The following is a 24,923-nucleotide window of genomic DNA, read 5'->3' on the forward strand; positions in this document are numbered from 1 at the left end:
GTGGAGATGGTTGAATACTACAATAGGCTGGTGGAAGAATATCCAATAGTCTCTATTGAGGATGGCGGCGAGAGCTGATCGGGACTGCTGGGCTTTGATTAAGCTGTTTAAAGAAAGGACGCTGCTATGGCGTATAAACTAGTCTGTATTGATGTTGACGGGACGCTTTTGAATAATAAGCATGAAATTACAAAAAGAACGAAAGAAATACTGTTAAAAGCACATAAGCTGGGCGTTCATATAGTGATAAGTACCGGACGAATGTATACTGATGCCGAATATTATTCTAATCTTATTGGTGTAAAATCCCCGGTGATCGCATCAAACGGAGCTTTCATAAAAGAAAAGGATAATGGTAAGGTTATTTACCAGGATGCTCTCGGCGAAAGCTTGTCACTAGAACTGCTGGAGATATTTTATAAACACCGCACAAAGCCGTATTTTTGTACTCCGCATAAATTTTATTATGGAAATATTATGTTTAAACTTTTTTATATTGCAACTAAAATATTAGGTAGCAGAAGCAATAATCTAGATATGGAATATGTTTTCTCCTGGCAGCAATGGCGAGAAATATTATGTAAAGAAAAAGATAATATTGTAAAATGCGAGATTATCTATAGAGATGCAGCATTAATTTACGAACTGCGGAATGAACTAAAGAAGATAGAACAGCTAGAAATCGTAGATTCTTCCAAGTATAATATTGAAATTACGCGTAAAGGGGTCTCCAAAGGAAAAGCTGTAGCAATGCTGGCGTCACTTTATAATCTGAAGAGTGAAGATATAATAACCATAGGCGATAGTGAAAATGATTTATCGATGATAGAATATGCCGGCCTGGGCATCGCTATGGGAAATGCTTCGGATAGCGTGAAACAAAAAGCAGATTACATAACCGATTCTAATGATCACGAGGGAGTCGCTAATGCTATCGAGCGGTTTGTTTTAGAAAACCGTTCATCCTAGAACAAGTGTCATATCAAACCACTGAGATCCACCATGGGTTGATCCTGAGATGCCGTTATTGACATAGCCAAATGACTCATAGTAATGAACTAACCGTTCCTTGCATGTTAGAATAACGCTTCTTCGACCAGTGTCTTTGGCCAGTTGAATAAAATGATTCATTAACTGGGCCGCAATTCCCAGGTTGCGGTATTCAGGAATTACATCCAGGCCAAAAACAGTTAAGTTCTTACCATCCGGTATATGGTGCGACGTACTATGAAATAGCTCGTCATAGATAACTGCGCTGTTGGTGACGCAGCCATTGATAAAGCCAATCAAGATTCCATCTGCTTCAGCTACCAGGAAGTATTCAGGGAAAGCTGCAATCCTCTCCCTGAACGACTCCCGCTGTGCTGCTTCAGTCGCAGGAAAACAGACTGACTCGATTTCAGTTATACGATCCAAATCTTCTGGCCGAACTCCTCGAATTGTTATCTCTATCATATGGTATCCTCCATTTCATAATCTCAAGAGTACAGATCAAAACTAACATTCATTATATCATGGATCGTTATTATTGCATGCAATGTCTCAACTATTAGCATTTCTGTCAGCGCACATTCAGTGCTTCAAGCATACAATAGGATAGATATACCTATTAAAGGAGGAGTTTTGATGGATAATCGACAAAATTTTATCGGTCAGAATTTCTTTAATAATAATGGTAACTTTATTTGGGTTATCCTTATTATTATCAGTTTCTTTTTCTTATTCTGCGGAGATAACGACACCACTTTCTAAGCAGTTAAAAAGCACATGCTCTGTCCCACTAAATCGAGTAAACATACCTCCTTCCACTTAAGAGATAGCAATCTGCAGATTGCTATCTCTTAAGTTTTCCTGTAAGTTATGCGGTAACATGATTACCGGCTTTAGAATAGTATAAAGTAGAATACAAAAAATTGTCTTGGCAAAGGAGGAGTTAGGATGTTTTTTGGTACTAATAGAGAGCTCTGGTTTGTCATTTTGGTTATTAGTCTATTCATCTTATTATTCCCTGACTTCGGGGATGATTGTACCACTTGATAATCCATAATTATGGTGTCCTTATAAAGAAAACACGGCTTGCGCCGAGCCTTAGCGAAAGCGGAAGCCGATGTTGCCCTTATCCAGACGGAAAGTTATACTTTCTTACAGGACATTAAAACCGCGCTGAAAATTCAGCGCGGTTTATCTTTCTGGGATAATTTTCTAAAGGAAATAGCTTTTTTAAGGTGGAATTTCTCAAGAGAAGAGCAGGTAAACTAAATGCAGGTCTAAGCGTGAAGGGAGTCTATCTGTGCAGGAAAAATTGCAAAATTTGAGCTACTATAAATGGTTGATCTTCGGCGTAGTTTCTACCGGAACGTTTATGGCAACAATGACCGCATCCATTGTCAATGTTGGTTTGCCGCCGATTACGACGGCACTCGATACAAATATTGCTACAGCACAGTGGGTGGTAACTGCCTATTTACTTGTCATTACCAGCTTGCTGCCGCTGGTAGGACGACTTGGCGATATCTGGGGGCGGCGGAAGGTATATGGCTTTGGCTTTATCGGCTTTACCGCCGGTTCTTTGTTATGCGGTATTGCCGACTCGATCGGTCTCTTAATTGGGTTTAGAATACTTCAAGCCATAGGTGCGGCTGCTCTAATGGCCAATGCCATGGCCATTGTGACTGGGAGTTTTCCTCAGAACGAGCGAGGCAAGGTATTGGGGATGATTGGCACTATCGTAGCGCTAGGCAGTTTAAGCGGGCCAGGCTTGGGCGGGGTGCTTGTTGAACATTTTAGTTGGCATGCCATATTTTTCGTTAATATTCCGATCGGGTTATTAGGGTATGCTGGGGTGCATTATGTCTTGCCTTTTGACCAAGAACTGCGTCAGGAAAAAATTGATTATTTGGGGGCCGCACTGTTTACGACTAGTGTGGTAAGTTTTCTCTTGGCCTTGAGCTATGGGACCGAGTGGGGCTGGGCTTCGCCTAGTACCATAGGCTGTATTGGTTTTGCGCTCATTGTGTTTGGAGTTTTTATCAGGTATGAAAAAAAGATTGATCAGCCCATGCTGGAATTAGCAATTTTCAAGAATAGGGCATTCTCAGCAGGAAATTTAGCTGGGCTTCTTTCGTTTACAGCCATGTTTACCAGCACTATGTTATTGCCGTTTTTTCTTCAGAATATCCTTGCCTTTGCACCAGCCAAAACCGGATTGATTATGTCCGCTTTTCCTTTAGTTATGGCGATAACAGCGCCGGTCAGTGGTATACTGTCAGACAAAGTGGGCTCGGGGACTTTAACAACCGTCGGTTTGGGGTTGATGGCTTTAGGCTTGGTACTGACAGCTAAACTGCATGTGGATGCTACGCTATGGCTGATTATGGGCTCACAGGCGCTCATGGGATTGGGGAACGGCTTGTTTCAGTCACCCAATAATAACAGTGTAATGAGTGCTGTAGAACCCCGGCAATTTGGCGTGGCTGGTGGTATTAATGCGCTGGCTCGGAACTTTGGCATGGTTTGCGGTACGGCATTGGCTGTATCTATTCTGGAATACCGGCGTGCGGCCAGTCTGAGTGGGATTAGTCAGCCAACGGCTGATCAGCAGGTAACCGCATTTATGGCTGGCTATCAGGAAGCGTTGCTTGTTGGCGCCTGTTTAGCTGTGCTTGGTGTGGTCATTTCGCTGAAACGTGATGGAAAGCCAGCCAAGAAGTAGCTTCCACTTCGCCGGAGGCTCGGCGCAAGCCGTGTTTTCTTTATTGATTTATAGTGACGGTGGGTTTAGTGGGTTTAAACGACTGGATGATTTTTCGCACCAGTGGGTCCCAGTAACTCCGTTCGCTGTCGGTAGTTAACAGGAAAGCGGCAGACAAAAAACCGTCGGCATCAAAGGCATACCCTTTTAAATAATACGGTATGGTTATTCCATACATCGAAACCACAGATCTGGCGCTCAGGCCGTAGGCTTGTTTGTTATTGATTTGTAGGTAATCAGGGCGGCTAACATCCAGAAAAGTTACACCGACATTGGTTTGTTTGTAACTGAGGTCAAGCTGCTTTTTCATTAATTGAACGGAAGAGTCGATTTTGGTCTCCATCTTTTGTTTTTGCTCATTGGAAAGTTTTTTGGAAAAGTACAGTTTGCCTTCAAGGCTTAAGGGTTTATCGTCCCGGTAAAAGGCCATGAACGCCGTGCGGTAAGCCTTACCGTCGTTCATGGTAACTTGGTACATTTGATAGTTGATATTTTTCAGTAGGGCGAACGGGTCGACCGGCGGCACTGGCAGAGGTGTTGCCGGCGTTTTTGCTGTTGCATTAGCTTCTTTCATGATTGTCGCCAATACCTGTACCAGATCTGCTGTTTGCCAGCCCTCTGGGACGGCAAATGCGCCGATCTTTTGAACTTGCCAGTCGACTTGATCTGAAGCGTGGGTACTGCTGATGCCGGTAAAAAGAATCAGGCAAGCTAAAAACATTGTGAGAAACCAGTTTCTGTTCATCGGTCAATCCCTCCGGTGATTTTTTTTCAAATGGGGCAATTTGTACGATTGTGATTCGTTATTCTAATTATTCAAGAAAATACAGCAATTCCCTGCCTGCGGTCAGTTTTATCAGCTAAGAAAGTCGCATTGTACTCCAGGAAAACATTGACAAGCTCTATGTACTTAATTTATAATATATTTAAAGTTAAGAAAATTACATCAATGAATTATAGGAATGCCTACAGCTATTAGATATTAGGGGGCAAAACTCTATTTGAGTTTTGCTCCTTTTTATTTTTCAGAAGACTTTTGCCAAGGCTCTGAAATCCCGGGATAAACTGGCAAACTTAATAACAGAGAGGAGAAAACAAAGTGTCCGAAAATTCCCAAGATGAAAGCTTGCAAAGAGGATTGAAAAACCGGCATATTCAGTTGATTGCCTTAGGAGGGGCTATTGGCACAGGGCTATTTTACGGATCAACCAAAGCGATTCAAATAGCAGGGCCAGCAGTAATGCTTTCCTATCTTATCGGCGGTATCATCATTTTTTGGATTATGCGCCACATGGGCGAAATGCTTGTTGATGAACCCGTATCAGGCTCGTTTAGTCATTTTGCTTATAAGTACTGGGGGGATTTCCCGGGTTTTCTGTCAGGGTGGAACTATTGGATCGCCTATGTGCTGGTCAATATGGCGGAACTGACGGTAGTCGGGAAATACGTCCAGTTCTGGTGGCCGGATATTCCTGTTTGGGTTACTGCCCTGGTATGCTGGGCTTTTCTTACAGGGATTAATCTGATTCATGTTAAGTTATATGGAGAATTTGAATTCTGGTTTGCCATTATCAAAGTAGTAGCCATTATCGGTATGATTGTTTTTGGTACGATGATCCTTCTCAACGGACAGGCGGGTGCCAGCAGCGGTGTGGGCAATCTCTGGAATTATGGCGGCTTTTTCCCGAATGGGCTGGAAGGTTTCCTCTGTTCTTTGGCGATCGTCATGTTTGCCTACGGCGGGACTGAATTGATTGGGGTCACGGCCGGGGAAGCGGATAATCCTAAAAAGACCATCCCCATGGCCATTAATCAAGTGATGTGGCGGATCTTGATTTTTTATGTGGGTGCCCTGTTGATCATATTGATGATCTATCCCTGGAATCAGCTGGGTGCTGGTGGCGCAGAAGGCAGCCCGTTTGTACAGATTTTCTCGAAAATAGGCATTTCCTCTGCAGCGGCTCTGTTGAATGTCGTCGTGATTACCGCAGCTCTTTCCGCTTATAATAGCGGTCTTTACAGCAATGGACGTATGCTTTACAATTTGGCGCAGCAAGGGAACGCCCCGAGCATGTTTAAAAAATTAAACAAGGGCGGAGTGCCGGTAGTGGGAGTACTGTTTTCATCCTTCCTTATGGGATTGGTGGTATTCTTAAACTATCTTATTGAAAGTCAGGTCTTCACCTATCTGATGGCCCTGGTTGTCTCTGCGGATATTATTAGTTGGGTGATGATCAGCGTCAGCCATATGAAATTTCGCCAGGCAAAGATAGCAGAAGGGGCAAAGATTGAATTTCCAGCGGTATGGTATCCTGTTACGAACTATATTTGTATCGGCTTTTTAGCGATGATATTTGCCGTGATGTGGTATTTAGGCGAGGACTGGCGAATTTCTATGTACCTGACACCTATTTGGCTTGTTATTTTGTGGATTGGCTATAAATGCAAACCACAGGCTAAGCAAGCACGAATCCTCAACGATAACGAGATGAACGAGATAATGCTGAAAGAATAGCAAGAGCATTATAGATTCATTTATGGTTACCCATGTTATGCGAGATAAGGGGTAGACTTAGCAATGAGTGTGCCCCCCCTTTTTTTTATATATTTCAGAACGGGTTACTCCCCTGTGAAATGAGTAAATAAGCATGAACGAATTTATTGCAAAAAAATAAAAAAGCAGCTAAATAATATTAGGCTTGACTTTAGCAGTTTTGTCAACTATTATGAATATAAGTTGCCTTCCTTAGATGCGAGAGATGAGAGTGTGGCAGGCAAGCTGGTTCGATATAAAGTAGTTTTACCGGTTTGTATGAGGATGCAATTTTTACTTGAATAGCTTGCCCATAGTTATGAGATATTAGGGGGTAAACTCATTAATGAGTGTTATCCTCTTTTTTATTTTCCAAAAAAAATGGAGGTATAGAGTTATGATATTATTAGACGGATATGCTTTAACTTTAGAGGATGTTGTAAAAGTAGCCAGAGAATATGAGGAAGCAGGCTTAAGTGATCAAGGCCGTAAACAGATTGTGGATAGCCGTGCAATCGTGGATAAAATCTTGGATGCCGAGAGTCCGGTATATGGCATTTCCACAGGTTTTGGTGATTTCAGCCAAATCTTTATTTCTAAAGAGAAAAGAGAAAAATTGCAAAAGAATCTAATTCTTAGCCATGCTACCGGCGTGGGCGAGCATCTGCCGGAAGATGTTGTTCGTTCAGCTATGCTGCTGAGGGCTAACTCATTGGCTAAAGGATACTCGGGGATTAAGCTCTCGACGGTGGAGATGCTGCTGAACCTGTTGAATCGGCGCATATGTCCGGCTATTCCGGCGAAAGGCTCGGTAGGAGCCAGCGGTGATTTGGCGCCTCTTTCTCATATGGTGTTAGTCATGCTGGGAGAAGGGCAGGCATATGTCAACGGTAAGTTAATGAGTGGGGCTGAAGCGCTAGCGGTGAGTGGGCTAGAACCGATAGCCTTGGGAGGTAAAGAAGGACTAGCCTTAATCAATGGTACCCAAATAATGACTGCTGTCGGATGTATGGTCTGGCAGGATGCCGTGAATCTAATGAAGAGCGCCGATGTTGCAGCTGCTTTGTGTATCGAAGCCTTGAGGGGGACCCGCACTGCTTTTGATCCGCGCATTAGTCAGGTTAGACCTCATATCGGTCAGGTGGCTACCACTGAAAATATGCTGCGATTAACGGAAAACAGTCCCATTATTGAGTCACATGTCAATTGTTCCAAAGTACAGGATGCTTATTCTTTGCGCTGTGTTCCTCAAGTACATGGCGCTTCCAAAGATGCTTTACGGCGCGTGGAAGAAACCCTTACCATCGAGATCAACGCCGCCACCGATAATCCGTTAATTATGCCAGATACAGGTGAAGCCATTTCTGGCGGTAATTTTCATGGACAGCCGATTGCACTGGTGATGGATTATTTGAAATTGGCCTTAGCTGAAATTGGTAACATTTCTGAACGGCGCACCAATCGCTTGCTGGATGCACATTTGAGTGAACTGCCGCCGTTCTTGACTGCCTATCCGGGAGAAGATTCAGGGTTAATGATTACTCAGTATACGGCAGCTTCTTTAGTATCAGAGAATAAAGTACTGGTCCACCCGGCAAGTGCTGATTCGATTCCTACCTCGGCCAATCAGGAAGATCATGTCAGCATGGGAACGATAGCGGCCCGTCAAGCGCGGGAAATTCTGGAGAATGTCCGCTATATTCTTGCGATTGAGTGTTTGGCAGCTGCGCAGGGTATTGACTTCTTAGCCCCGCTAACCCCAGGTGTTGGTACAGGTGCAGCACATAAAGCCATCCGCCAAGCGGTACCACACTTGGACGAAGACCGGATACCGGCACCAGATATCCAGAGTATATATCAGTTAATCGCCGATGGCTCCCTGATTAAAGGTGTAGAGACTGCTATTGGTCCCATGAAAATCTATTAAGCGATTACGCATGCTATAATACTAGGAACAGGAGCAACTCCTGTTCCTAGTTTAGTTGATTATATACAAGGATTTAGAAAGAAACTGTTATTATGAGTTTCTTCAGGTAAGATGGTGAGAGAAAGGTGGATGAGCTATGTTTAGTATAGAAAAAAACGGTAGCCTGGGAAAATTGGCAATTCTAACGATCATGTCTTCTGGTGAGGATGAAGCGGACTTGAAAAGACAAGGGGAGAAGTTTGGCTATCGGCTGTATAAGGGTAAAGTAGGGTCAATGGATTCTGCCAAAATTTTTGCGGCAGTAGAGACGGCAGCCAAGAAAGAAGGTTTAATTGACGAGCGTTACCGGGAAGAGCATGCCCTCTATCATTCTGTATTTGAAGCCTATAACGGCATGTGCCGAGGACAGATCGGGCTTGGCACCGTGTTGCGCAGTGCCGGCTTATTGTTTTGTATTGTTCGCGGCACTAAATTGCCGGGAAATAATAATGATGGTGAGTGGATCGCGGTGGCTTTATACGGTAATATGGGGGCGCCGATTAAGGGTTATGAACATGAAGTACTAGGCCTGGGAATTAACCCAATTTAAAGTCTCAGAGAAAAGCTAAGTTAGGTTTTACTATTCAATCCAGCTCAAGTCCGTGAAACACCTATTTCCATTACTGTTGCTAACTCTTATAGAATCTTTTTTGATATTATAGCAAATAATATACTTAGGTTCGCCTTCAAATAAATAGGGAGGTGCTTCTATTGGGAAAAGGTGTAATGTCGGAGAAATTGAAATATGAATTAGCCCATGACTTAGGTTTTGCTGAGAAGGTCGAGGATAGAGACTGGAGCGACGTTACGACGGGGGAAGTTGGTTCCATGGTTCGTGAAGCCATTAAGCGAGGAGAACAGGCGATGGCCGAGGAAGCCAGGGCCAGTGGCATAGTGCACCAAAACGCACAGTAAATAAGGACGTGAAGCCGAAAGTTTTAATCCAGACTTTCGGCTTCTTTTTTAGAAATAGATTAGGTAAGAGAATTACTGAAAAATGCAAAAGGATATATTTCCCCTTTTGCCAAAGAAATTTAGTCTTTCCCATAAAAAATAAGCAGGAGCTATATGCCATTGTTGTAACATGACAACAATATCTTGAGGAATAGCAATTGCAACAAAAAAGCCGCTTTAAATGCGGCGGCAATCGAATAGTCTATTCACTTTTTTCATTATCTTGATCTTCGGGTAATGGCTTGGTTGCTGCTGGTTGTAAATTTGAAGAATAGCTAGCTGATTTGATTTCGGAACGTGCGAAGATTCCCTCTTGCCACATTTGATAGCCATATGCTAAAACACCATCGAAAGTAACAATTAACGCGTTTTGTAAAGGAGTAATACCGACCTCGTGAAAAAGCCCTCTACTGCCAAGAAAATAGACATGAAATAAATATATGAATCCAAAGTTTAGTACTGTATCTATTATAATATATCGCCAAAATCGACCATATAAAAAATTGAACAACCACATAGTAATGACGATATTTAATCCGAAAATAATATATGAAGGTGTTCTTAGTGGATAAGCAGTTTCTCCATAAATAAACCACCCAAGATTTTCTCCTAACTCTACTGCTAATACACTAGTAAGTGCAGAGAATAAAGCGATAGGCATCCACCTTTTGATATTTTCTTTCGGCATAAAGAATAAAGTTAACCAAGGTAAAATCAACATCGACCATAAAAGTACTTGATTACTCATTATGTAGTCCCCCGGATTTTCAGTATAATATATTATTTCTAGGCATGAGCCCATTTATTCTTTTGGTAATATTTCCAGTAGACTTCAAGGCATCCAAGACCATGCCCGAAATTGATACTTTGTTAATATTCATTTGTTGATTGGTATTATATGGCCCCCCAATAGCTTTCGCAGTAAAATTGGTCGCAACACGTATTCTAAATCAATTTTTCTTCCTGGTTTTGCAAATATTATAAAAATCGTTTCATGGCAGGTGAGGCATGATGGATATTCTTTAATACAACACCAAGCTTTCGAAAAGCGGGGGTGCTCAATTCTTTTTTTACGATATTATAGGGGGTACGGTGTAATACAAGCTCTGGCCTTGATGTGAAGCAAAGGGACGTTCATTTTGCTTCACACAGCAGATTATGATCAAATAAATCAAATAAATCAAATAAGAAGGAAAAGGATAGCCAAAACCCGAAGTACACTGAATTACAAAAAAGTGAGGATTGCGATGCGAATCGAATTAACAGGATTGAAGGGTAGGCTTAGTCAACAAAATCTGTCTGTACTGTGTTTTTCCCTGTTTTTCGGGTGGTTGCTTGCTTTTCCATTTGAAGGACCGGTATTATATGCATTATCTGCGGAACGGCAGATCAATGCAGTTGGTTTGAATTTGACATCTGTGTTTTCCCATTTTATAGGCTTGATAACAGCTGGGCTGTTTGTAAATAGTCTTTATCGGGCAAAGCTGGTGCAGAGACTGGTTTGCATAATATGCTTTGCAGGTACCATAATGTTCATATTGTTGCCAGAACTGTTTTGGCTGCCGGTGTTGACGGTGATTTCCTTTTTTTCCGGTTGGGTAGTAGCAGCTTGGGGCTATTATGCAAAATATCTTTTCCAAGGCTTTGACAAGGTCCGGCTGTTTTCTGATATCTTGATTTATTCCAATATATTTTTAGTAGTGGCGGGGATGCTGGCAAGAAATGTTTCAGCATTCGCCGGCATGACCTTCATCCTGATGGGATTGCTGGTTTGTTTCACTTTTGCCCGCTGGCTTGTTGACAAGCCTTCTGATTCACCTGAGACGATATCGCTGACTATCAATCGATTTGGTCTGCCTTTTCTGTTGTTATGCATGTTCGTATTTGTCATTACGATCAATTCCGGTATTATGTATCAAGTTGTTTATCCAGCTTATGTAGGTTTTGATTTATTGATAAGTTTTTACCAAGTAATTCCGTATATTGTTGCAATCTGGCTATTGCGTCTGCATGCGACTAAAATTCGACAGTTCCATATTCTCTATATCGGCTTGGCTTTATTGGGGTTAGCATATGCTTTTTTTATCCTGCTTGACCGCTCGCTAGGCAGTTTTTTAGTTGTTGACACACTGATGCTGGCCGCCTGCGGCGTGAATGACCTGTTCTGGTGGGGCATCTTAGGCGCTATGTTGAATTATGCCTCTAACCCAGCGCAGATATTAGGAATCGGTCTATCGATGAATGTTCTTGGTGTTTGGTGCGGCGGTTTGTTGGGTACACACATTATGGCTACTCAAAAGGGGCATCTTGTTGCTGCTGGTATTGCATTAGTCATTATCTTTATTGCCATGTTCATCATTCCTGTGCTCAATAAAAAATTGCTCCACTTACTTAAGGAGCATGTCTTTTTAATGCGCTTAGCTGTGATGATTGAAGGCGAACAAGATATGATGTTTGACAATTTAAAAATAGATAAACGTTTAACAGACCGGGAGATGGAGATTATCCAGTTGCTGTTGAAAGGGTATACCTATAAGGTTATGGCAAAACAATTATTTATTAGTGAAAATACATTGAAGACCCATATAAAGAATATTTATGTAAAACTAGAGATTCACTCACGGATGGAGCTGATCCAAATATTAGAGGGTGAATTGCCGAAAGCGGAAGTCGGGGCGACTCGAGAGCGCCCCTCACTGTAACCGGCGCAATTCGATAATCACGACTTTCAGCATAAACAATCAAACCAGCCGGCAATTTTGCCGGCTGGTTTTTTTGACTACCAAAATGTAACCTTCGAAGATAATGTATTTCCACAAGGCCACAGAGGTTGCCCGAGGACTGAGAGGGAGGGCATATTACGGCAAAATCCTGTTTTTGAGGCAAAATCACCCGAAAAAGGTGATGGGTTATGCCGTGAATCGCCTTTATAATAATAAAGTAAAGAGAAAATTAGGCCGAATAAAAAAGGGGGATGGTAATGATCCCGGGAATTGGCTGCAAGCTGATGCGAATATTTATTACTCTGCTTGGCGCGGCGTTTATGCTACAGGCCGTAGGTAGTGTTGTGCTGGGGTTATCAGGTGAGCGAACACTGGCGGTGATCACTGCTATCAGGCGAGAGCTTGGCGAACGCGGCGAAAGTGTTCCCAACCGGTATACCTATATAATTAGCTATACGTTTACAACGCCGGACGGTCAGGTTGTGGACGCTTCCACCCGTCGCATCGGCAGTTCGGTTTATGTTAAAGCAACCGGCCAACAGCAGGTTCCGGTCAGATATTTTCAGCAACTCCCTGTGTTTAACCAATTGGAGCAAGATACCCGATTGTCCTGGGGGTCTGCCATCTTGTTGGCGGCAGGTGTCTTTCTTGTTGTTGCCATGAATAGGCCATGTGGCAGCGAGAAGTTTGCCTCCGCTAAAGTCTGCAGGAAACACGGCACTGCACCGGCCATGCCGCAGCCTGGCAAACCTACAGGCGGTTTGATTGGGTTTTCACCCAAAATCAATGATCCGGCGTTTGTCCGCTATGTGAACGATACAAGCCGCTGGGCGTTTCTGTTTTCATTTATTCTCGCAGTTATTGTTATTGCCGTGTTCTATATTTATGGTGAAACCAGCCGGGAAATGAGCAATCCGGAGGCACTGTACATCGGGTTTGGTATTGGCGGCATGTTTATCGCTATCGCGGCCCTGCAAGAGACTGGCAGACAGAGAACCAAGAACTGGGACGGGGTGGTGGTTAACAAAAAGATCGAGCAAAAACAGCGCAAGCGTGACTATGGCAATAACGACTATGTTTGGGAAGCGTATACCCTGTACGCGGTTGCCATTCGCAGCGACGCCGGCGAGACATACACCATCAGTGCGGAGGATGACGTCACACGCTATCAGTATTATCAGATCGGCGACAGGGTGAGGTATCATAAAGGGCTAAACTCGCATGAAAAATACGACAAATCAAAGGACAACATTATTTTTTGCAATGCCTGTGCCAGCCTAAATGACATCCAGGACGACGTTTGCTTTCGCTGTAAGTGTCCGCTATTGAAGTAAATTTGTGGAGGGCGAGACTCATGCCTAATAATATGACGCGAGAGCTTAACAAAACTGAGTGGGAAATTTCTGTGCCAATTTTTTGCAACCCCATCATTTTGCGCCAGCTGGCAATCGCAATAGGCCTGCCGTTCGGTTTTTTGGTTGTTTTGCTGATTTCTTCCAGCAAAAATCCATTCACCGCAGATTCGTTATATGCCCTGGGACTAATTGGTGCTTTGTTGTTATTAACATATATCTTCATTATGACCGTGTATGGCGGGAATTACGCTGCAGCGTTCGTGATCGACGACAAAGGCATACGCTGTTATACACAGAAGAAACAGGCTAAAACAAACCGGATCATAAACGGGCTGACTGTTATACTAGGATTGCTGTCCCGTAATCCTGCCGCCGCCGGCGCTGGACTGTTGGCCCAGTCACGGCAGTCGGTCTTTCTAAAATGGAGCAGCATTCAAAAGGTGGACTATCAGCCCAAACGGCACATCATCATGGTAAGAGGTAATGTTGCCGAATCGATAGCGGTCTTTTGTACGCAGGACAACTATGGGGAAGTGGCGGCACTGATATGCCAGCAAGCCCGGACAAAAAATAGTGGAATGGAGGGATCAACATGATCCGGTTTTTTTTCAGTCAGACCTTCCGGCGTCGCGCCAGCATCTTGACGATTCTTGCGCTGGCAATATCCAGCCTGTTTTTTATGTCTCCTGCCAATGCCGCGGAAGTGCTTTACTTCTCAGCAGGTGATGGGAAATCGTTCATCCAATACTCCACCCGCCTGGACCTGACACGTGATTTCTACAGCATGAACATTGGGGGCGGCATACGGCCCTATTCATTCAGCATGACCAAGCCGATTGTGACCATAACGCCATTTTATCCGGGGGCGCAAGTGGCCTTTAAAGTGATTCCCAAGTCGGTTGGCACCACCATACTCACCATTAAAGACACGAAAGGAAATTCTATTAACCGCGAACTCGTGGTGTATGACCCAGGCGCACAGCCGCTTAGTCTCGGTGCGCTACCGAACGCAACCAACCCGGTGGCTGTGGGTCAGGGGCGTGGGTTTGGTGTGTTAGGCGGCAAAGCACCGTATAAAGTTGTGTCTGCTAATCCTGGCATTGCCCGTGTTGAACCCAGCGGTGTCATCTACGCGGTCTGGGGAGTGGCATCCGGGATGACCCAGATTACCGTCACTGATGCGGCTGGTGCAAAGATACAAGGCACCGTGTACGTCGGCATGATCAAATCTCTCGTTATATCAGCAGACTCCACACTGTTGCCGGCAGGTAAAGGTGAGCTCACCATCAGCAGCGGCAATCCGCCGTACACGGTTACAACCAGTTCAAATCTGAACGCAACCTTAAAGGGCAATGACTCCTATGGACGTACCATCTATACTCTCACCGCCAAGTCAGCCGGGGCGGGAACGGTGACTGTCAAAGACAGTAAAGGGCTAACCGCAAGCCGGGCAGTTACTGTCAAAGAATGGATCAGCCTGTCGTTTCCCCAGTTGACTGGAGATCTGCGAACCATAGATGTGGGACAAACGACGAAACTGGTCGTCACAGGCGGAACTGCCCCGTATACCGTGACTGCCGATAAACCAACCGCCGTGACTATCCAGCAGCAGGGAAGCGGACAGTATACCGTTACCGGCTGTCAGGCTGGGGTTGTTAGCATTACCGCCAAGGATGGCAGCGGCGCAACCCGCAGTCTCTCGCTCACTGTGCGCGCTCTTCCAACACTGACGCTGGCCGCACCAGATACGCTGCTGATCGGCACTACTGGCAATCTGACACTGGTTGGCGGCGCAAGTCCGTTTAACGTATCAATATCCGGCAATCAGGTCGTACTGACTAAAGTAGCTGATAAGAAATACACACTTACTCCTAAACTGCCCGGCAAGACGGCGATCACGGTAAAAGACAGCAGAGGCACAATGGTGCAAAAAAACATCACCGTTACCGCCCAGGTGTTAAAGTTAGAAGGCTCTACAAGCCCGCTGGAAGTCGGCTCTACCCGCCCCTTTGACATTAAAGGCGGCGTCGGGCCGTATACTCTAACCTTGACCAATGCAAACGCTAAGGCAGTGCTGTATACGACAACCACGGCATATACCCGATACAATATTAGCGGCGTTACTCCTGGCATGGTGGATCTTATTGTCAAGGACAGCCAGGGGGCAACAGCAACTGCCAAACTGACCATACAGGCGCAACAGCCAGCCAAAGCATAACTGTGCAAGTGCCAGCAGTGAATCCGTTACGTGTCCAACTGTCAGAGAACACTTTGCGACGTGGCCAGAATCTAGAAGTCCGTCTAATAGGCGGAACCGGTCCCTACCGGCTGCAGCAAGAGAGCAGACCACCGTTGCAGCTTCGTCAAACCAGCGCTGCTAATGTGTTTTTGGCTTCAAGTATTTATTCAGGCCTGTCTGCATCCGGGCGATTGTCGCGAGGGGACAGTATGCAACGGTAAATTTTGTTATCACGAATTAAGTGAAACCTCTCTGTTCTTTCAAAGATTCATGAGACGGCCAAGGGAAGAAGATCACTTGCCGACGAGAAAGGAAGGATTGTAATGATGAAAAAAGGTCCTCTGGTTCTGTACCTGTTCAGCATGCTGCTGGCAACGACTCTGCTGCTGGGAACATTTACCGCTCCCGCCTACGCCCAAACATCTGATTTGCGATTAGAACGCCATTCGTTCCGACCAGGCGAAGAAATCAAGGTTCATTTTGTCGCTTCAACGAACTATCCCGCCAACGCTTGGGTGGGCATCGTTCCCAGCCATATTCCTCACGGCGACGAGAAGGTAAATGATCAGCATGATATATCCTATCAGTATTTGCATAAGCGTACCCAAGGAACACTAATATTCCGTGCCCCCGCTAAACCTGGAGGCTATGATTTCCGTATGCATAACACGGACAATATGGGGAAAGAGATCTGCTTTGTCGGGTTCCGGGTGGAAGCTGGCATGGGTCAGGGTACCCCGGATCCCCAAAAATCCGGTTTATATCAAGGTGCTACTGGCATAACGTTGCCCAAGAACACGTTTAAATCAGGAGAAAAAATCACGCTAAGATTCCAGGCGCCGGCGGGTCTGGCAGATAATGCGTGGATTGGGATTATCCCCTCGCGTATCTCGCATGGCAGTGAAGCGGTAAACGACAAGCATGATATTTCCTATGAGTATATTAACGGCCGGAGAAGCGGCACGATGACCTTTAACGCGCCAAGTAGCCCCGGTTCCTATGATTTCCGGATGCATGACACCGACAATAACGGCAAGGAACTTGACTATATCAAATTCGAAGTCAGGCGCTAGCGCTTCGAGATTAGCTGAACAGATGAATAGTTGGCCGTACCGGCTAACTATTCATCTGTTTTTTTATCCTGTTAGAAAGTATAACTTTCTTCTGGATAAGGGCAACATCGACTTCCGCTTTCGCCAGAGGCTCGGCGCAAGCCGTGTTTTCTTTATGATCGTGAGACCAGGGTGTCATTGTTGGAGATGTTTCTGGTTCTTTGCTTACTGCTTGCCAAACTGAAGGTTCTTCCTACTGTTATCCCTATTTAGTATTTTGCTCAAATTGATTTGTTTTGCTAAGAATGTTAGACCCAACTTTTTCAATCAATTTTAATAATGTTTCTCTTTCTTTGCGATCAATATTCTCTAACATTATTTCATTCCAAGAATCTAAAATTCCAAACAAAATGTTTTTAATAGATTCCGCCTTGTCGGTAGCATATAGATTATAAGCACGTTTATCGTTCTCGCTTATCTTCCTAATGACATAATTTTCGTTTACTAGCTTTGCAACAGCTCTAGCCGTTGTAGCTTTATCGATTTTTACGATATCTGATAGTTGCTCCTGACTGATGCCATTATTTTTAAATAAACTAATAAGAAAAATATATTGACCGCTACCTAGATTATATTTTTTTAATTCTGAGTTGAAAAATATTTGACTGTACCTATAAATCAAAGAAATATGTTTTCCAAATCTGTCTTTTTGCAAAATAGCTACCTCCAAATTTTTATATATTTACAATTTTCCGTAATGGATTTATTCATAATGCCCCTACGCCTAATCTGGCTCCGGTCATGCCCGTGATCAATGTGATTAATAGTTTTAAAGAAGGTTTCATTTGCAACTATATTGGAATTATATAAGTAATTTCTAACATAGTAAAGAAAAATTCATTCAAAGTAGCTGTGTTAGCAACTACTTTGCGCTATGATTTTAGTTGAGCGTGCAACTTATTGCTCATAATTTCTTTAATCTAATTCTAATCTTTGATTAATGATGGTTAACTTAGTGCGGATATTCTTTTAGTATTATCGGTAGTTTTTTCCATATATCTTGATGCTATTAATTGAGAAAAAGAATTTTTTTTACAGGAGGTTTAGTATGAACAAATGCCAGCAATATTTCGTAATCATTATCCCGATTATCATGCTCATGACTGCAGTACAGCCGGTGCTTGCTGCGGTGGAACTGTCGGTAGAAGATTGTACTGCTTTGGCTTTAAAGAATAACTATGAAGAACACCTGAAGCAAAACTGGAACAGGCCATGGGTTTGCCGGTGAAATAGAGGGTAAGCAGGAGGAATGATAATTGGATATCAAGGGTTCGAAGAAACTGTATGTTGGTTTGATTTTTGTAGTTGCTTTGTTTGGCATTGTTGTTATCCGCAGCGGAATGTTGTCCAAAACTCAGATAAGTAATGCCAACCAGGCCGTAGCGGTAAAGGCTATGCAGGTAGTAACGAGGGATACGCCTATCAACAGTGAATTTGTGGGACAGGTAAAAGCAAAAAGTGAAGTAAAAGTCATGTCAAAGGTATCTGGTAATGTTGTGGCTAAAATGGCAAATGGCGGCGATAATGTCTATAAAGGTCAGCCATTGTTTCAAATTGACAATAAACAATATCGGTCAGCGATTAATTCGGCCAGAGCTACACTGAATAAGTCGCAGGCTTACCGAAACAGTAAGTGCTCAGCCCGGGGTTAAAAATACCATGTTGATGCCAAGCCGGGATATACTGGGTGGAGGCTCAAAGCCTAATGCCGGAGCCATATCTATTTCTCTGGATTCTTGGGATAAGCGGCAATAACCCGAATTACAGTTAAAAGACGAAATAAAACAGACAATCATGAACGGAGCTCAGTATCCGGAAGGCACAGTAATTGCATTTGCTCCCCCGAGCTTACCGGGATTGGGATCGGTTGGCGGCTTTACCCTGATGTTGCAAGATCGGAGTGGTGGTTCACTGAATGATTTGGACAGCATGGCCCCAAAATTCGCGGCGGCCGCCAAAGAACGTCCGGAGATTGCTACGATATCGTCTAATTTTAAAGCTAATACGCCAGGTTATGAATTTGAGGTAGACCGTGAAAAGGCTGAACAACTGGGAGTGGCTGTTGATGATGTATTTATGGCATTACAAGTATTCCTTGGTGGCAGCCAGGTTAACGATTTTAACAAATTTGGTCGATCCTATAAAGTTATCGTGCAAGCAGAAAACAAATTCCGTGGTGATGTGGATGCAACCCGTTTTCTTTATGTAAAAAGTTCCAATAACGTGATGGTTCCGTTAAACACACTACTTAAACCCAAGAAGATTAATGCGCCAACGATTATTACCCGGTTTAATGGGGTTAAGGCTGTTCAAATCAACGGCAGACAGGCAGACGGATACAGCTCCGGCCAAGCTATGGCTGCACTCGAAGAGGTGGCACAGCAAACTTTATCTGATGTCAAATGAGAAACATAAGGGAATTTTAGAAAAAAAGGTGTTTTCTTATGCATTACTCGTGTTTTTTTAATCTTTGCTTTATAGTGGTATTCTCTCATTCATAGTATTATTTGCTAAGGAAATCAGTATAGAAAACTCAGAGGTGTATTTCCTTGCCAACGCTTTAACCTTGATTGTCAGTAGACCATATGCGGGAAGAATTTTAGATAAAAAAGGGCCGGTAGATATTATGTGTATCGGATTCCTCACCTTATTTGCTGCCTTTATATGTTTGTTTTTTGCTGAAGGCTACATACTGTTCATATTGTCTGCTTTGTTCTTAGGAATAGGGTTTGGTATTATCCATTCAACAGCAATAACTTTGGCAATTAACAAAGTCGATGCGTCCAGGCGCGGAGTAGTCAACGGAACGATATTAACAGCTTTTGACTTGGGTTTTGGGATTGGTTCAATGCTGCTGGGCGTCTTGGCAAATTATGCAGGGCTGAAAATTATGTATCTGGCAAGTGGGTTTATGGTTCTTATACCGTTTAGTATTTTTTACATAACACATATGATAAAAAACAAGGAAATAGAGGCTATAAATAATTTTTGATAGAGTAGACTTAGCTTCAGATGGGGTTTTAACCCCACCTGAAGGTTAGTCATCGGATAAATTGGTGCAGTGCTTCGAAACGCTAAAAAAATAATTATGCCCGGAACAGCAATGTTCCGGGCATAATTATTTGAAAAAGTTTGGTCAATTATTGGAGCCAAATTACTTATCTGAACTATTTTCACTGCATATTCCTTTAAACGGAACACATAATTCCGTATCGGGACAAAACCCCGGATTTTCATAGCATAATGCTTTGGAAAAATCAGGATTTATGTGACTAAGGTTATTAAAATAGCAGCTAATATAATGATTACGGGCTAAACTATTCAGTTGAAAAGAGATCGGATACTTAATGCTTACATGTCGATAATATAAGCCTTCCTCAGTAAACGGAGGTGGATACGCTTGAGCTGGTAAGGTAGGAATGATGTCATGGACATTGAAAATACGAATGCTATTTTTTACTATTTGGTTGAATCGGGAAACAAAGTCAGGGTCGCCGGTACGCGGAGAGCCATAAGTATACACGATAGGATTCTTAAACCCGGTGTTCACTGCAACATCTAAAGCCGCTAACACTGCCAAAGGTCCTCCTAAACTGTAACCGGCAATTAATAGTCTTTTCGTTGTAGAAATTTTGATTAATTTTCTGATCAACATGTCTCTTGTTGATTGATAAATACATGTAAATCCACGATGAGTTTTCCCCACATTTCTGACAAAAGGATATGGTACTTGATATAAGTCTTGGTCCGACTCATTGTCCCTAAATGAATCGGTTCCTCTAAAAGCTATAACTATTTCATTGCGTGACTCTGCGACAAAACCGAATGCTTCTACTACTGGATCTTCAACGCCGGCAAGAGCGCGAACGATATATCGAAGCTTAAAGTCTTTTGGTAAGACTAGCTCTTCCTGTTCAAAAAGCAGATTTGCCTGATGACACATTGCCGCAAGTAATATTGCATCTTCACTATTAAAAATATGCTCTACGCCTAAGGTATCCATTAATGCAGCTCCTCTCTTATATACAAGGCATCGGTCACTTGCATGTTCCTTGGAATGGAAAACACATTTCTGTATCGGGACAAAAATCTGGATTTTTATAGCATAATGCCTTGACAAAATTAGGATTCATTTGGCTGAGATTTTTAAAATAGCAGCCAATCGCATCATTACGCGGGGTATTATTCAGTTGGAAAGTGAGCGGATATTTTGTTTTCACATGTTGATAATATAATCCCTCCTTTGTAAAAGGAGGCGGATACTCTTGAGCTGGGAAAGTAGGAAAAGAGTCATGAATATTAACAATTCGCATACTGTTTTTTACTACTTGGTTGAAGCGGAAAGCAAAGTCGGGATCTCCAACACGTGGACTACCATAGGTATAAATGATAGGGTTTTCAAACCCGGTGTTCACCGCAATATCCAAGGCAGCCAGCATTGCCAAAGCTCCTCCGTAGTTGTGACCAGTAACAAGCAGCCTTTTTGTTGTGGATAGTTTGTTTAACTCCCTGATTAATTTGTTTCTTGTTGATTGATAAATACATGTAAATCCACGTGAGGTTTTGCCCCCATTCCTAACAAAAGGATATGGGACTTGAAGTATATCATACGCTGAAATAAGGTCGGCAGGATATGAAGCGTATCCCCTAAACGCTATAATGATTTTATCTTTTGACTCTGCAATGAAACCAAATATTTCTTCCTTTGGATTCTCTACGTTGGCAAAAGCACGAATGGTATATCGAAGTTCAAAACCTTTTGGTAAGACAAGCTCTCCCATTAGAAATAATGGATATGTCTGATAGCTCATGGCTGCAAGCAATATCGCATCTTTACTATTAAAAATATTCTTTGTGCCAGGGATAACCATATATAATAACTCCTTTCTTATAGGATAATAATATGCTTTTGTTAATAATGAAGATTAGTTTTAAGTGCCAGTAATGAGGTTTTTTAACACTGCCCTTCACACACGTGAACAATCCGTGACATACCAATGACTTCGCCAAAATAATTCAATGAAGGATCTTCTTCGGTATTGCCTGCATTTGCAAATTCAGAAAGATATGATTCCTGGCCCCATCCAACCAATTGATTTCTGTTAAATAATAAAAATGGTAATGTTAAAAATTGGTTGTTTAGTAAAATATATTTAATTAATCCCAAAATTGTTACACCTTGGGGCCGAAAATCTTCGCCAGCTTCTTGTGCTCCGTCCCACTGCACTGATGGAAGTAAGATAAAGAACTGTTGGGCAAAATATTATTAAATGAGCCTGCCGGGAGGCTGGATACCGGACTCATTACGCTCCCCGTCTTGACTTGATAGTCAAATTTTACTATCATAGTACTTAGTAAAATTTGACTATCAGCGGGGGAATGTTTTATGACTCATGATGACACTCGAAAGTCTGTGATTGGAGGATTGTTACTAGGAATATTAATGACCTCCATGGATAATACCATAGTAGCCACGGCAATAGGCAAAGTCGTGGCGGATTTAGGCGGGCTGGATCAGATTATTTGGATAACTTCGGCTTATCTGATAGCCAGCATTCCCAGTATGCTGATTTTCGGTCGGTTATCAGATATGTATGGACGAAAGCTTTTCTATATTACCGGGTTGACCTTATTTATCATTGGTTCTCTACTGTGCGGAACGGCCCAAAACATGTTACAGCTTAGTATTTATCGCGCCATTCAGGGACTCGGGGGCGGTTCGATCATGCCTATTGCCTTTACTATCATTTTTGATAGTTTCCCGCCAGAGCAGCGTGGTAAAATGTCCGCATTGTTTGGGGCAGTATTTGGTTTGTCAAGTATTTTGGGTCCTCTCATCGGAGCTCTTTTTGCCGATTATTTAAACTGGCGGTGGATTTTTTACATTAACTTACCTTTGGGAATAGGTTCTATGATTCTCATATATAAATTTTATTTTGAGTCTTTTGAACATAAAAAACAAAAGGTTGACTGGTGGGGAGCCTTATGTATGGTTATTTCACTTGTCAGCTTGTTGTTTGTGCTTGAACTGGGCGGGAAAAAATTCCCTTGGGATTCTGCGCTCATTTTAGGATTACTGGTTTTATCTGTTGTATCCTTTATTGTATTTATTGCCATAGAGCGGAAGGTTTCATCACCGATCATTCCGTTGGATCTGTTTAAAAACAAGCTGTTTTCAGCTACTCAGGCTGCTGGCTTTTTCTATGGTTGTGTATTTATTCTGCCAATCGTATATATTCCCATATATGCGCTTGGTACATTTGGCGGTTCGGCAACCAATGCCGGAATGATACTTATGCCCATGATGCTAAGTTCTGTGATCGGAAGCCAAGTCGGGGGATTTTCCCTACGAACTCAATCCTATCGTAATCTTATGCTGCTATCGGTGAGCGTATTATTCAGCGGGATATTTTTACTCAGTACGTTAAAGGCGACCACATCTATATTCATAGTTGCCGCATATATGTCGATTACCGGACTGGGTATTGGCATCTCATTTCCTGTGTTGACTACAGCCGCTATTCATGGATTGGACATTCGTCAACGTGGTTCGGCCAATTCGCTGGTTGTTTTCTTTCGAATTATCGGTATGACAATTGGACTTACGCTGTTAGGCAGCGCGCAAAACATAGAGATGCATGAAAAATTAGCTAAGCTTGTGCCTCCAGACTTTTCATACTTAAATCAATTTGATGAAATCCGCACGCTTTTGCAGCCGGAGACACGACTGAACCTGCCTCCGGAGATTTTGAATAGCATGTTAGCTGTGTTGACGGAATCAGTTGTTCATATATTTTTCTGGGCACTTATTTTTATACTGTTCGCTGCAGCATGTATTATGTTAATGGGTAATTCTAAGATTACTGATTCGCAGTTTCCTGTAGAGGCACGCAAGGAGGCCAACGAAGCATGTCAATCAAACTAATTGTTCTGGGCATCTTGATGGAAGGTCAAAAGCATCCTTATGACATGCAGCAGATTATGATCAAGCGAAATATGTCAAGGTACATTAAATTACAAAAAGGATCCTTATATTATGCCGTAGAACAATTAACAAAAAATGGTCTGACCGAAGTTGTCGACATTGTGAAAGACAGTTCACATCCCTATAAGACAATTTATCGTATTACAGAAGCAGGCGTAGAAGAATTTCATAAATTATTACTGGAACAGTTTTTAAACCGTGATAAAATCTATAATCCATTACATGCTGGTTTAGCATTTGCCTATCAGGGAAATCAGTCTCGAATAGCAGAAATGCTCGAAAACAGAATTGAAAAATTGGAATCAAATCTAGTGCTGATGCAACAGGAATATGCGAATAAGGTCCCGTTTGTCCCACGGAGTGCTCTTTACATCATTGCCAGTGCCATTGAGCACGGGAAAACAGAATTGAAATTATTGTACAACTTACTTGATGATGCCCGGAATAATCGGTTAGGTGAAATTGGTCAACCGTTTACTTTTGGTATCCAGGAATAAACAGAAAAAGTATGAGACAGGTCCAATATTATTTAGGGTTTACATGGTGCTGGGAAATATATTAAAGACACTTGGGGATGTTCCTTATTTGGCATATCGTTTGAACTGAAAGCACTAGTACGTCTTTTTGATTCTTTGTTTAATCCCTCACCTTTTAAAGGGCGAACCCTAAGAGATAAGGGGATGGTAGTTGAGTCAAAAAGACATTACCATCGTCCCCTTGTCCGCATGACCTTCATATATCAAATGAGTAAAGTGCAACATGAATAGTGACCCGAAGTTCTTTGTGACTTCGGGTTAGTTTCTCTTGCTTGGGAGTATATAACGTTTCGGAATTAAAAGAAGATGACTTTGAATTATTGCAAAAGTTTTCAGGAATTAACTCCATACGTTTATACCGGATAGATCCTGTTCATGCCAGTTATACGTCCAATGTTGTTAGCGTTATCTATCCCAAGGAGACGCCAGTCCTAGATATTATGGATTTACTACCAAAAATGAGTAGGTGGCTTGACGGAACGCCGCAAAATATGGGAAACTGGATATCTAAAGAATGGCTTATACAAGAACTGACGGCTATACAGAATCAACCAGTTCCAGTTTCAAAAGGAGGTATTCCACTGGAACTTGCGAATACGGTGTTACAGAATAACCGGGAACTAATCGTAGTCGGTTTTGATATATTACAAGTACCAAAATATAAAATGACAATTCGCATTAAATTTTAGGTGTCGAGCTAAATAAAAAAATTTATGAAAAGAAACTAGCCCGCTTTAACTATGCTGTGGCTAGTTCTTTTTTTTATCTT

At 42.7% G+C, this 24,923-nt stretch carries 27 protein-coding genes; 20 read left to right on the forward strand and 7 right to left on the reverse strand.

Annotation, left to right across the window (positions count from 1 at the left end; translation table 11 throughout):
• Both B9A22_RS26530 and B9A22_RS01535 read left to right on the forward strand, forming a co-directional pair.
• Window positions 1–78 (forward strand): hypothetical protein, encoded by a 78-nt coding sequence (locus B9A22_RS26530; RefSeq protein ID WP_371361037.1) that lies wholly within the window; start codon window positions 1–3, stop codon window positions 76–78.
• Window positions 79–126: 48 nt separating this feature from the next.
• Complete coding sequence (locus B9A22_RS01535; protein ID WP_084573829.1) at window positions 127–969, forward strand: Cof-type HAD-IIB family hydrolase; 843 nt, start codon at window positions 127–129, stop codon at window positions 967–969.
• On the opposite strand, the gene B9A22_RS01540 is transcribed toward B9A22_RS01535, so the two are convergent.
• A complete protein-coding gene (locus tag B9A22_RS01540) occupies window positions 961–1,455 on the reverse strand; it encodes a GNAT family N-acetyltransferase (protein WP_084573830.1) in 495 nt (164 codons plus the stop codon). The genes B9A22_RS01535 and B9A22_RS01540 overlap by 9 nt on opposite strands.
• A gap of 835 nt (window positions 1,456–2,290) precedes the next feature.
• Between B9A22_RS01540 and B9A22_RS01545 the strand changes: the two genes are divergently transcribed.
• On the forward strand, window positions 2,291–3,712 hold the full coding sequence (locus B9A22_RS01545) for an MFS transporter (RefSeq protein ID WP_084573831.1): 1,422 nt from the start codon (window positions 2,291–2,293) through the stop codon (window positions 3,710–3,712).
• A gap of 40 nt (window positions 3,713–3,752) precedes the next feature.
• Here B9A22_RS01545 and B9A22_RS01550 read toward each other — a convergent pair whose 3' ends face one another.
• Window positions 3,753–4,496 (reverse strand): hypothetical protein, encoded by a 744-nt coding sequence (locus B9A22_RS01550; protein ID WP_084573832.1) that lies wholly within the window; start codon window positions 4,494–4,496, stop codon window positions 3,753–3,755.
• A gap of 354 nt (window positions 4,497–4,850) precedes the next feature.
• Here B9A22_RS01550 and B9A22_RS01555 point away from each other — a divergent pair, with 354 nt between their 5' ends.
• The 4 genes from B9A22_RS01555 to B9A22_RS01570 all read left to right on the forward strand — a co-directional run bounded on the left by B9A22_RS01555 (window position 4,851) and on the right by B9A22_RS01570 (window position 9,165).
• Complete coding sequence (locus B9A22_RS01555; protein ID WP_084573833.1) at window positions 4,851–6,266, forward strand: amino acid permease; 1,416 nt, start codon at window positions 4,851–4,853, stop codon at window positions 6,264–6,266.
• Window positions 6,267–6,681: 415 nt separating this feature from the next.
• Window positions 6,682–8,211, forward strand: coding sequence for a histidine ammonia-lyase (gene hutH, locus B9A22_RS01560; RefSeq protein WP_084573834.1), 1,530 nt, complete (start codon window positions 6,682–6,684; stop codon window positions 8,209–8,211).
• 136 nt (window positions 8,212–8,347) lie between these two features.
• Complete coding sequence (locus tag B9A22_RS01565; RefSeq protein ID WP_084573835.1) at window positions 8,348–8,800, forward strand: histidine utilization transcription antiterminator HutP; 453 nt, start codon at window positions 8,348–8,350, stop codon at window positions 8,798–8,800.
• A gap of 152 nt (window positions 8,801–8,952) precedes the next feature.
• Window positions 8,953–9,165 carry a small, acid-soluble spore protein, alpha/beta type gene (locus B9A22_RS01570; RefSeq protein WP_245823747.1) on the forward strand — a complete coding sequence of 71 codons (213 nt, stop codon included), beginning with the start codon at window positions 8,953–8,955 and terminating at the stop codon, window positions 9,163–9,165.
• 241 nt (window positions 9,166–9,406) lie between these two features.
• Here B9A22_RS01570 and B9A22_RS24895 read toward each other — a convergent pair whose 3' ends face one another.
• Window positions 9,407–9,952 carry a hypothetical protein gene (locus B9A22_RS24895; RefSeq protein ID WP_139796120.1) on the reverse strand — a complete coding sequence of 182 codons (546 nt, stop codon included), beginning with the start codon at window positions 9,950–9,952 and terminating at the stop codon, window positions 9,407–9,409.
• 781 nt (window positions 9,953–10,733) lie between these two features.
• On the opposite strand from B9A22_RS24895, the gene B9A22_RS25780 reads away from it, so the two are divergent.
• The 6 genes from B9A22_RS25780 (at window position 10,734) to B9A22_RS01600 (ending at window position 16,594) form a co-directional block, all read left to right on the forward strand.
• The gene (locus B9A22_RS25780) at window positions 10,734–11,906 is read left to right on the forward strand and encodes a helix-turn-helix transcriptional regulator (RefSeq protein ID WP_217805846.1); all 1,173 of its coding nucleotides are present in this window, start codon (window positions 10,734–10,736) and stop codon (window positions 11,904–11,906) included.
• A 278-nt stretch (window positions 11,907–12,184) separates the two neighbouring features.
• The gene (locus tag B9A22_RS01585) at window positions 12,185–13,261 is read left to right on the forward strand and encodes a hypothetical protein (RefSeq protein ID WP_084573837.1); all 1,077 of its coding nucleotides are present in this window, start codon (window positions 12,185–12,187) and stop codon (window positions 13,259–13,261) included.
• Window positions 13,262–13,281: 20 nt separating this feature from the next.
• Complete coding sequence (locus tag B9A22_RS01590; protein WP_084573838.1) at window positions 13,282–13,878, forward strand: hypothetical protein; 597 nt, start codon at window positions 13,282–13,284, stop codon at window positions 13,876–13,878.
• Window positions 13,875–15,500, forward strand: a complete 1,626-nt coding sequence (locus B9A22_RS01595) for a hypothetical protein (RefSeq protein ID WP_084573839.1) — start codon at window positions 13,875–13,877, stop codon at window positions 15,498–15,500. Before B9A22_RS01590 ends, B9A22_RS01595 begins: the two co-directional genes overlap by 4 nt.
• Window positions 15,501–15,517: 17 nt before the next feature.
• Entirely contained in the window at window positions 15,518–15,742 is a 225-nt protein-coding gene (locus B9A22_RS24900) for a hypothetical protein (RefSeq protein ID WP_139796121.1), read from the forward strand.
• Window positions 15,743–15,844: 102 nt separating this feature from the next.
• Entirely contained in the window at window positions 15,845–16,594 is a 750-nt protein-coding gene (locus tag B9A22_RS01600) for a BatD family protein (RefSeq protein ID WP_084573840.1), read from the forward strand.
• A 244-nt stretch (window positions 16,595–16,838) separates the two neighbouring features.
• Here the strand turns inward: B9A22_RS01600 and B9A22_RS01605 are convergent, their stop codons facing one another.
• Entirely contained in the window at window positions 16,839–17,288 is a 450-nt protein-coding gene (locus B9A22_RS01605; protein WP_176215342.1) for a MarR family winged helix-turn-helix transcriptional regulator, read from the reverse strand.
• A 393-nt stretch (window positions 17,289–17,681) separates the two neighbouring features.
• On the opposite strand from B9A22_RS01605, the gene B9A22_RS01610 reads away from it, so the two are divergent.
• The 4 genes from B9A22_RS01610 to B9A22_RS01625 all read left to right on the forward strand — a co-directional run bounded on the left by B9A22_RS01610 (window position 17,682) and on the right by B9A22_RS01625 (window position 19,625).
• Window positions 17,682–17,861, forward strand: a complete 180-nt coding sequence (locus tag B9A22_RS01610) for a hypothetical protein (RefSeq protein WP_084573842.1) — start codon at window positions 17,682–17,684, stop codon at window positions 17,859–17,861.
• Window positions 17,862–17,889: 28 nt separating this feature from the next.
• Entirely contained in the window at window positions 17,890–18,285 is a 396-nt protein-coding gene (locus B9A22_RS01615; RefSeq protein ID WP_084573843.1) for an efflux RND transporter periplasmic adaptor subunit, read from the forward strand.
• 142 nt (window positions 18,286–18,427) lie between these two features.
• Complete coding sequence (locus tag B9A22_RS01620; RefSeq protein WP_084573844.1) at window positions 18,428–19,039, forward strand: efflux RND transporter permease subunit; 612 nt, start codon at window positions 18,428–18,430, stop codon at window positions 19,037–19,039.
• Window positions 19,040–19,103: 64 nt separating this feature from the next.
• The gene (locus B9A22_RS01625) at window positions 19,104–19,625 is read left to right on the forward strand and encodes an MFS transporter (RefSeq protein WP_084573845.1); all 522 of its coding nucleotides are present in this window, start codon (window positions 19,104–19,106) and stop codon (window positions 19,623–19,625) included.
• Window positions 19,626–19,787: 162 nt separating this feature from the next.
• Here the strand turns inward: B9A22_RS01625 and B9A22_RS01630 are convergent, their stop codons facing one another.
• From B9A22_RS01630 to B9A22_RS01640, 3 genes are all read right to left on the reverse strand, one after another.
• Complete coding sequence (locus tag B9A22_RS01630; protein ID WP_084573846.1) at window positions 19,788–20,636, reverse strand: lipase family protein; 849 nt, start codon at window positions 20,634–20,636, stop codon at window positions 19,788–19,790.
• Window positions 20,637–20,670: 34 nt separating this feature from the next.
• Window positions 20,671–21,504 (reverse strand): lipase family protein, encoded by an 834-nt coding sequence (locus tag B9A22_RS01635; RefSeq protein WP_084573847.1) that lies wholly within the window; start codon window positions 21,502–21,504, stop codon window positions 20,671–20,673.
• A gap of 83 nt (window positions 21,505–21,587) precedes the next feature.
• Window positions 21,588–21,860, reverse strand: coding sequence for a hypothetical protein (locus tag B9A22_RS01640; protein ID WP_139796122.1), 273 nt, complete (start codon window positions 21,858–21,860; stop codon window positions 21,588–21,590).
• 159 nt (window positions 21,861–22,019) lie between these two features.
• Here B9A22_RS01640 and B9A22_RS01645 point away from each other — a divergent pair, with 159 nt between their 5' ends.
• The 3 genes from B9A22_RS01645 (at window position 22,020) to B9A22_RS25180 (ending at window position 24,843) form a co-directional block, all read left to right on the forward strand.
• A complete protein-coding gene (locus tag B9A22_RS01645) occupies window positions 22,020–23,558 on the forward strand; it encodes an MDR family MFS transporter (RefSeq protein ID WP_084573849.1) in 1,539 nt (512 codons plus the stop codon).
• Entirely contained in the window at window positions 23,543–24,115 is a 573-nt protein-coding gene (locus B9A22_RS01650) for a PadR family transcriptional regulator (protein ID WP_084573850.1), read from the forward strand. Before B9A22_RS01645 ends, B9A22_RS01650 begins: the two co-directional genes overlap by 16 nt.
• Window positions 24,116–24,426: 311 nt before the next feature.
• A complete protein-coding gene (locus B9A22_RS25180) occupies window positions 24,427–24,843 on the forward strand; it encodes a hypothetical protein (RefSeq protein WP_176215343.1) in 417 nt (138 codons plus the stop codon).
• The last annotated feature ends 80 nt before the right edge of the window (window positions 24,844–24,923 follow it).

It is taken from the genome of Sporomusa malonica (genome assembly GCF_900176355.1).
In the GTDB taxonomy this organism is placed as follows: Bacteria; Bacillota; Negativicutes; order Sporomusales; family Sporomusaceae; genus Sporomusa; species Sporomusa malonica.